8 protein-coding genes and 2 pseudogenes are annotated in these 8,467 nt (G+C 67.2%); 6 read left to right on the top strand and 4 right to left on the bottom strand.

The window, feature by feature from the left end:
• The 3 genes and pseudogenes from AAC997_RS17020 to AAC997_RS17030 all read left to right on the top strand — a co-directional run.
• Positions 1 to 769, top strand: a pseudogene (locus AAC997_RS17020) (hypothetical protein); the annotation flags it as partial.
• A gap of 50 nt (positions 770 to 819) precedes the next feature.
• On the top strand, positions 820 to 2,223 hold the full coding sequence (locus tag AAC997_RS17025; RefSeq protein ID WP_340646894.1) for a M48 family metalloprotease: 1,404 nt from the start codon (positions 820 to 822) through the stop codon (positions 2,221 to 2,223).
• Positions 2,224 to 2,252: 29 nt separating this feature from the next.
• The gene (locus AAC997_RS17030; RefSeq protein WP_340646895.1) at positions 2,253 to 2,966 is read left to right on the top strand and encodes a DsbA family protein; all 714 of its coding nucleotides are present in this window, start codon (positions 2,253 to 2,255) and stop codon (positions 2,964 to 2,966) included.
• Here AAC997_RS17030 and AAC997_RS17035 read toward each other — a convergent pair.
• Positions 2,963 to 3,769 (bottom strand): class I SAM-dependent methyltransferase, encoded by an 807-nt coding sequence (locus AAC997_RS17035; RefSeq protein WP_340646896.1) that lies wholly within the window; start codon positions 3,767 to 3,769, stop codon positions 2,963 to 2,965. The two genes, AAC997_RS17030 and AAC997_RS17035, sit on opposite strands and share 4 nt — an antisense overlap.
• A gap of 265 nt (positions 3,770 to 4,034) precedes the next feature.
• On the opposite strand from AAC997_RS17035, the gene AAC997_RS17040 reads away from it, so the two are divergent.
• On the top strand, positions 4,035 to 5,522 hold the full coding sequence (locus AAC997_RS17040; protein WP_340646897.1) for an FAD-dependent oxidoreductase: 1,488 nt from the start codon (positions 4,035 to 4,037) through the stop codon (positions 5,520 to 5,522).
• Here the strand turns inward: AAC997_RS17040 and AAC997_RS17045 are convergent.
• From AAC997_RS17045 to thiS, 3 genes are all read right to left on the bottom strand, one after another.
• The gene (locus AAC997_RS17045; protein WP_340646898.1) at positions 5,519 to 6,322 is read right to left on the bottom strand and encodes an SDR family oxidoreductase; all 804 of its coding nucleotides are present in this window, start codon (positions 6,320 to 6,322) and stop codon (positions 5,519 to 5,521) included. The two genes, AAC997_RS17040 and AAC997_RS17045, sit on opposite strands and share 4 nt — an antisense overlap.
• 359 nt (positions 6,323 to 6,681) lie before the next feature.
• On the bottom strand, positions 6,682 to 7,473 hold the full coding sequence (locus AAC997_RS17050; RefSeq protein WP_340646899.1) for a thiazole synthase: 792 nt from the start codon (positions 7,471 to 7,473) through the stop codon (positions 6,682 to 6,684).
• A 1-nt stretch (position 7,474) separates the two neighbouring features.
• Positions 7,475 to 7,675, bottom strand: a complete 201-nt coding sequence (gene thiS / locus AAC997_RS17055) for a sulfur carrier protein ThiS (protein ID WP_340646900.1) — start codon at positions 7,673 to 7,675, stop codon at positions 7,475 to 7,477.
• Positions 7,676 to 7,765: 90 nt separating this feature from the next.
• On the opposite strand from thiS, the gene aroQ reads away from it, so the two are divergent.
• Positions 7,766 to 8,203 (top strand): type II 3-dehydroquinate dehydratase, encoded by a 438-nt coding sequence (gene aroQ, locus AAC997_RS17060; protein WP_304774424.1) that lies wholly within the window; start codon positions 7,766 to 7,768, stop codon positions 8,201 to 8,203.
• A 33-nt stretch (positions 8,204 to 8,236) separates the two neighbouring features.
• A pseudogene (locus tag AAC997_RS17065) lies at positions 8,237 to 8,467 on the top strand (hypothetical protein); the annotation flags it as partial.

Here is an 8,467-nt window from a genome sequence, read left to right on the forward strand (position 1 = left end):
CGAGGGCTCCGCCGCCGCCGCACCCAGCGAACCGCGTGCGCCTGCGGACGCCAAGGGTGACTACGAGGATGACGGCCAAGGTGGCCGCCGCCGCCGCCGTGGACGCAGAGGCGGCCGCCGCATGCGCGACGACAGCCGTCCGCAGGACGCCTTCTCGTGGACCCGTCCCTGGGTGCCCTACGGCGATGACCCCTTCGTCTGGCACGACCCGGCGGAAGACTTCCGCACCCCGGTCGCGGCCAATGACGGCGAGGTCGATCCGGTCGACGCCGCGGCTGAAGTCGCTCAGGACAACTCTCCGATGATTGCGCCGGCCACCGAGGGTGGCGACGACGTCTGGGTCGAACTGCCTGCCCTGGACGAGAAACCCAAGAAGACCCGGACCCGCCGGGGCCGCGGTCGTGGCCGCAGCGACGAGGCCGATGTGGCCGAAGCGCCGGCCGCCGCCGAGGAAACCCCCGATCCCGTCGCGGTGATCGAGGAAACCGCCGCGCCGCTGCCGGAACCTGCCGCCGAAGCCGAGGCGCCCGCCGCCCCCGCCAAACGCAGTCGGGCCCGCAAGCCGAAGGCCGAGGCTGTCGCCGCCGAGGCCCCGGTGGTCGAAGCGCCCGCCGAACCGCCGCCGGTGGAAGCCGTGGCCGAACCGGTCGTCGAGGCGCCGGCTGCGAAGCCGGCCCGCGCGTCCAAGGCCAAGGCGCCTGCCGCCGATCCGGCGGAAATCTCGACACCTCCCGCCGCGCCTCGCAAAGGCTGGTGGCGTCGGGGCTGACGGGTTAGGCTGATCCTATGAAGGGCTGGGGGGCGCTTGGAGTTTCGACGATGGCGTCCCCTGCCCGTTCGCTTTCCCGCCTGGCCCTGACGGCGAGCGTGGCGCTGAGCCTGGTGGCCCAGGCCGCGCCGGCGCGGGCCCAAGAAGGCGCCTCCCTGATCCGGGACACCGAGATCGAGGAGACCCTGCGCAAGGACTCCGTGCCCTTGTTCGAAGCGGCCGGCGTCGATTCGAAATCCATCCACATCCTGCTGATCGGCTCGAAGGACCTGCAGGCCTCCGCCGGTCCGGGCCAGATGGCCGTCTATACCGGCCTGATCCTGGAGACCGAGAACCCCAACCAGCTTCAGGGGGTCATGGCCCACGAAATCGGTCACCTGGCCGGCGGCCACTCCGCCCGCTCCGGCGACATGAACGCCGCGGGCATGAAGCCCTTCCTGCTGACCATGGGTCTGGGCGTTCTCGCGGCGCTGGCCGGCTCGGCCGAGGCGGCCGCAGGCCTGGTCGGCAGCGCCAACTATTTCGGCGCCCTCGGGGCCATGGGCTACAGCCGCGAGCAGGAGTCCCGCGCCGACCAGGCGGGCCTGACCTACCTGGAGACGGCTGGCCTGTCGGGTCGCGGCCTCGTCGAGTTCTTCGACAACTTCCGCTACCAGGAGGTCTTCCAGGAAGCGCGTCGTTTCGCCTATTTCCGCAGCCACCCCCTGTCGTCCGACCGGATCGAGGCCCTGCGCAACCGGGCCCAGGTGTTGCGCAACTATGACCAGAAGGACAGCGCGGAGGCGATGTCCGAACACGCCATCATGAAGATGAAGCTGGACGCCTTCATCAATCCCCAGTTGGTCATGGGACGCCTGGACGAGAAGGATCAGTCCTACACCACCCGCTATGGCCGGGCGATCGCCTACTACCAGCTCAAGGAGCCGGACAAGGCGCTGAAGATTATCGACGGCCTTCTGGCCGAGCAGCCCGCCAATCCCTACCTCTATGAGCTCAAGGGCCAGATTCTGTTCGAGTTCGGCCGCGCCGACGAGGCTGAGGCGCCGCAACGCAAATCCGTCGAATTGAAACCCGAGGCGCCGCTGCTGCGCATCAACCTGGGCCAGACCCTGATCGCGCTCTCCGATGAAAAGAAGGTCGACGAGGGAATCGGCGAACTGAAGCGGTCCCTGGCCATCGACGACGAGAACGCCGAGGCCTGGCGTCTGCTGGCCCAGGCCTACGACCACAAGGAACAGGATGGCCTGGCCCGCTACGCCACCGCCGAGTACAATTTCCAGATCGGAAACCGACAGCAGGCTCGGGTCTTCGCCATGCGCGCGCGGGAGAAACTGGACAAGTCCACCCCCGAATGGCGTCGCGCCACCGACATCGTGCTGGCGTCATCTCCCAGCAAGGACGACCTGCAGGATCTCGCCAAGGAAGGCTCGATCCGCCGCGGCTCGCTCAACTGACCCTTCTCGCTCCTAGCCAAGCAGACCGCATGAAAACCCCGTTCCGCGCCGTCCTGGCGCTCGCCGCCGTCCTCGCCCTCTCCGGCTGCCAGAAGACCGCTGACGCCGCCTTCGGCCAGAAGGTGCGCGCCTACCTGCTGGAACACCCGGAGGTGATCGAGGAGGCTGTGCAGAAGCTGCAGGAAAACAAGGTCGCCGAAGCCGCCAACCTCGCCAAGGCGGGCCTGGTGAAACACCGCAAGGCCCTTGAGCAGGATCCCCGCGACTTCGTGGCCAATCCGAACGGCAAGATCACGGTGGTGGAGTTCTTCGACTACCGCTGCGGCTACTGCAAAACCTCAGCGCCGGAGATCCTCAAGATCATCCAGGACAATCCCGACGTCCGGTTCGTGTTCAAGGAGTTCCCGATCTTCGGCGGCGAGTCGAACCTCGCCGCAAAGGTGGCTCTGTCCCCGGCCGGCAAGGCCAAGGGCTTGGCCCTCCACCAGAGCTTCATGGCCGAAAAGGCTTTGGACGAGGCGGCGATTGACCGCCACCTCGCCGCCGCCGGCATCAATCCGGCCCAGGCCCGGGCCGCGGGCGATTCCGCCGCCGTCCAGAAACACATCTCAGACACCCGTGAACTGGCTCAGGCCCTGGGTATCGAGGGCACGCCGGCCTTCGTCGTCGGCGACCGACTGGTGCCTGGCGCCGACATGGCCGCCCTGCACGCCGCCATCGCCGCGGCCAAGGCCGGCGACTAGACCGCCCGGGCCACCCAGAGCTGCTCGCCACCATAGGCGGCGGGGGAGCGCTGGAAGTCCGAATAGACGCTGAGCGCCTCGAATCCGGTGAGCTCCAGCAGATAGGCCATCTCCTGGCGCGTGGACCAGCGCAGGGTCCACGACGTCTCGTGACTGCCCAGAACCAGGCCCTCGGCGTCCAGTTCCTCGACCCGCATCCGCTCGCCCGTCGTCTGCGCGAAGGGGTTGGTGTGGCGACCAAGGCAGGTGCGGCGGAAATGGCGGCCGGTCACCGGATCGGTCGCTTCGCGCGCCGGCAGGAGCGGCGGTTCCCCGACACACATGTCCAGCCGAGCGTCGAACATGTCGATGACCAGCATCCCGCCAGGGTTCAGGCAGCGCCAGACCCGCTCCAGGGTCCTCCGTTGGTCAGCCGGATCGGTGACGTGCTGGAAGGATCGCGCCGGGATCAGCACCAGATCGAACCGGTCCCGCGTCTCGAAGTCCTGCATGGCTGCACAGACCAGCCGCGCCCGCCCCCACGCCGAGGGGCGCAGGGCCTGCAGCTTCCTGTCGGCGAGGTCGAGCATGGCGCGCGAGATGTCCACGCCAGTGACCTCAAACCCCGCCTCCACCAAAGGGGTCAGGATGCGACCCGTGCCGCAGGCAAGCTCCAGAACCTTGCCGCCCCGGTCGCGGGCGAGTTCCAGGTAGAAGTCGATGTCTCCGGCCACCTGGGTGTTCTGGGCAGCGAACAGGTCGTAACTCTCGACGGCGAGGCCGCCGCCGTAGAAGGCGTTTGGATTGAGATCGTCGTGGGGCATCGGGTGTCCTGTCTGCGTGATCCGGAAGACAGGGCGATCCTCTCAAGGCCCCGTCCGTCTCCGGCGGGGCTGTTGGGAGGGGCTGCTAGACGCGCGCAGACCTACCAACGCCCCGCGAGGGAGCGATGGTGGAAATCATGGTCTGGGCGGCGCGATGCAGCATGACCCGGGCGATAGCCTTGACAACCTTCGGTGTAAAGTCCCCCCTTTCCTTCCCCCCCGGCGCCTGTGTCACGACTAAAAGAAAAAACGGCCGGGAGGCGACATGACCGAACGCGTACTCGTGATCGGGGCTGGAATAGGCGGGCTCTGCAGCGCGCTCGCCTTGGCCTCGCCTGAACGAGAGCTCATCCTTCTCGAACGCGACCCGTCGCCGCCCGCGGGCGACGCCGACGAAGCCTTCGCCGACTGGGCCCGCCGCGGGGTGGGCCACCTGCGCCACAGCCACGCCTTCCTCGCCCGCCTGAGACTGATCCTGCGCGATGAGCACCCCAGCCTCCTGGCCGACCTGCTGGCGGCCGGGGCCCGCGACCTGGGCTTCAACGAGATGCTCAGCGAAGAGCTGAAGAAGGGCTATCGGCCCCAGCCAGAGGATCGCGACTTCGTTGTCCTCACCAGCCGCCGCACCACCCTTGAGCTGGTGATCCGCCGCTATGTGGAGCGCCTGGCCAATGTGGAGATTCGCTCGGAGGTCTTCGTCACCGGCCTGAAGATCGAGCCGGGCGCGCCGCTCCGGGTCACCGGGGTCACCATCGAGAACGGCGACGACATCCTGGGTGATCTGGTGGTGGACGCCGCGGGCCGCACCACCGGCTCCATCGATCAGCTTCGCGAGGCCGGGGCGCCGATCACCGAGGAATCGGAGACCGCCGGCATCCTCTATTTCACCCGCCACTATCGCCTGAACCCCGGCATGGCTGAACCACCGCGCACCAAGGCGCCGGGCACCGGCGACCTTGGCTTTCTGAAATACGGCGTCTTCCCCGCCGACAACGGCTGGTTCTCCATCACCATGTGCGTGCCGGAGATCGAGCTGGAGATGCGCAAGGCCATCGTCAGCCCTGAGACCTTCAACGGCATCTGCGCGCAGATTCCGGGCCTGGTCCCCTGGATCGATCCCGCCCGCGCCCAAGGGGTCAGCCGGGTGTTCGGCATGGGAGACCTGCACAGCCGCTGGCGCGATATGACGCCGGAGGGCGCGGCGACCGTGCTGGGTTATTTCCCCCTGGGCGACAGCCTGGTGCGGACCAATCCGCTGTATGGCCGGGGCTGTTCCTTCGCCGCCGTCAGCGCCTACGCCCTGCGCGATTCCCTGACCCAGAGCGCCGATCCCGCCGCCCGGGCCGTGGCTTATCAGGGACGGATCACCGAGGGCCTGAAGCCCTATTATCTCAACATGCTGGACCAGGACCGGCTGGCGATCCGCCTGGCCCGCAACACCCTGACGCCCGACTACAAGCCGAGCTTCAAGGCGCGGCTGACCAAAAGCTTCCTTGAGGACGGGGTGGCGATCGCCGTCCGTTCCAATGTCGACCTGCTGCGGGCCGCCCTGCGGGGATTCCATATGCTGGAGCACCCCTCGGCCTGGCTGAAGCGGCCGGCCAACATCCTGCGGGTGCTGGCCTATTGGGCGCGAGGGAAGAAGGCCAATGCGGCGGCCTACCCACCCAAGCTGGGACCTGAGCGCCACGAGATGATGACCACGCTGGGGCTGTCGCCGCAGCTCGACATCGAACGTCTGGCGTCCGCCTAGTCAGCTTTCGGCTGCATCGAGAACATGGACCCTGCCGCCATCTGATCGCGGGTGGCCTCGGGGGCCATCGTCGCGGCCTTGTCCAGCTCCACCAGTTCCGGTGGCACATACCAGTGCAGCTTGTCGGAGTGGTAGGCCTCCCAGACGACCTGGGCCACGTCCAGGGGCGGGATGGCGCGGAACAGGCCCTCCTTCGGCGCATTGGCCGCCGCGCCCGGCGGCAGGATCGGGGTGTCGATCAGGCCGGGCAGGACGTCGGCGACCCGGACGCCATAGGCCTTGAACTCCACCGACAGCGCCTCGCTCAGCCCCTTCACCGCGTGCTTGGTGGCCGAATAGACCGCGATCCCGGCCATGCCGAAGGTGGCGGAGGACGACGACGTCGTGAAGCACAGCGAGTTGGGCGTGGCCTTCAGCAGGCCGATCCCCTCGTGGATGCCGATCAGCACGCCGACGAAGTTGACCTGGACCACGGCCAGGACGTCCTCGAAGGGCTGGTCGGCGAAGGGCCCGCCCCGGCCGATCCCGGCATTGTTGTAGAGCAGATCAAGCTTGCCGCCCGTCGCCGCCCCGAACTCGGCGAAGGCGGCCTGGAAGTCGGCGCGGTCGGTGACGTCCAGGGTGCGGACGACGCAGTTGTCGGGGCCCAGCTCGGCCTCCAGGGCCTTCAGACCCTCGGCGTTGACGTCATAGCCGCCGACGAACCAGCCCTTCTCGGAAAACAGCCGCGCGGTCTCCCGGCCCATGCCCGAGGCGGCCCCGGTGATGAAGATCGACTTGCGTCCCTTGGCCTGTCCCATGGCGGCTCCTCCCTTGTTGTTGGGGTGAGCTTGAGCCCCTTGGCGCTAGGGAAGGCTAGATCGCTTGCCGTTTGCGCAGATAGGCCTGTTGTTGGGCGACCTCGTCCGGGGTGAAGGTCCGTTCGGTCAGCTGGGGATCAGGTTTCCAGGCGCCCCAACCATTCCAGTCGTGGTTCCTCTGAAAGGCTTCGAAATCCGATTGGGCTGTGAACCTGTGGAGACACAATGAGTTCGGCGCAATCTTCCTGCGAAGGTCATCAGCGGCTTGACTGACCAAGCTCATTTGCTGGGTCCCGTCCTGTGGATTCCGCCAGATTTCAAACAACAACCCGTCTGCGGCGCTGTCTACCATTGCTAGATCAGATCAACCCCGACTGCGGCGACGACGGATCGCCATAGACCCGCCGCGGCATCCGCCCCGCCAGGAAGGCCTGCCGCCCGGCGATGACCGCGTGCTTCATGGCGCTGGCCATCAGGACGGGATCGCGGGCGTCGGAGATGGCGGTGTTCATCAGGACGGCGTCGCAGCCCATCTCCATGGCGATGGCGGCGTCCGAGGCGGTGCCGAGGCCGGCGTCCACCAGGACCGGAACCTTGGCCTGTTCGATGATCAAGCCGATGTTGACCTTGTTGAGGATGCCCATGCCGGAACCGATGGGGGCGGCCAGCGGCATGATGGCGCAGGCGCCGGCCTCTTCCAGCTTGCGGGCGAAGACCGGGTCGTCGGTGCAATAGACCATGACCTGGAAGCCCTCACTGATCAGCATCTTCAGCGCCCGCAGGGTCTCTTCCATGTCGGGATAGAGCAGCTTGGGGTCCGACAGCACCTCCAGCTTCACCAGGTCCCAGCCGCCGGCCTCGCGGGCCAGGCGCAGGGTGCGCACCGCCTCCTCGCCGGTAAAGCAGCCGGCGGTATTGGGGAGGTAGGTGAAGCGGTCAGGTTTCACATAGTCCACCAGCATCTGCTGGCTGGGGTCCGACAGGTTCACCCGGCGCAGGGCCACGGTGACGATCTCCGCCCCCGCGGCCTCGGCGGCGGCGGCGTTCTCCGCATAGTCCTTGTACTTGCCGGTGCCGACGATCAGCCGTGAGGTGAAGGTGCGGCCAGCGACGGTCCAGGTGTCGTCTTGAGTGTGAGTCGTTCCGTCCATGTCAGCCGCCTCCGATGAAATGGACGATCTCGATCCGGTCGCCGTCGGAGAGCGCCGTGGCGCCATAGGCCGAGCGCGGCACGATCTCGAGATTGCGCTCCACGGCCACCTTGCGGGGGTCCAGGCCCAGGCTCAGCACCAGGGCGGCCAGGTCCGTAAGGCCCGAAAAGGACCGCGTCTCGCCATTGATGGTCAGGGTCATGACCGCCTCGTCCAACACGTCGTTCATTCCCAGTGCTTGTGACCCCCGCCGCCGACCGTTACAAGACGGCGGAATCGACGGCGGAGCCGAATGTCGAAACCGATCTATGTGCTGAGCGGGCCGAACCTCAACCTCCTGGGCGTCCGCGAACCTGAGATTTACGGAAAAGCCACGCTGGACGATGTGCGCAAGCTCTGTGAGCAACGCGCCGCCGCCCTGGGGCGAACCGTCGTGTTCCATCAATCCAATCACGAAGGCCAGCTGATCGACTGGGTGCAGGAAGCGCGCACCCAGGCCTCAGCCCTGGTCATCAACCCGGCGGCCTATGGGCACACCTCCATCGCCCTGCTGGACGCCTTGAAGATGCTCGATATCCCCATCGTCGAGTGCCACCTCTCAAACCCGGCGGCCCGCGAGGCGTTCCGCCGGGAAACCTACGTCTCGTTGGCGGCCACCGGACTGGTGTCCGGTTTCGGCGCGCAAAGTTATGTCCTGGCGATCGAAGCCGCCGCGGGTCAATCCGCGTAACTTCCTCAAGCCAAAAGAATAAGGGTCTTTTCCATGGCTAGCACTCCGAAGGCTCCCGCCGATCCGATCGACGCGCGTCTAGTGCGCAAACTGGCCGACATCCTCACCGATACCGGCCTGACCGAGATCGAGGTGGAGCATTCGGGCCTGAAGATCCGCGTCGCCCGCACCCTGACCGCCGCGCCCGCGCAGTACGTGCAGCAGGCCCGAATGCTCCACCTCGATCTCGGTCAGGCCGGTATCGGTGAGGATGTCGGCCAGTTT

The organism is Phenylobacterium sp. (genome assembly GCF_037968635.1).
In the GTDB taxonomy this organism is placed as follows: domain Bacteria; phylum Pseudomonadota; class Alphaproteobacteria; order Caulobacterales; family Caulobacteraceae; genus Phenylobacterium.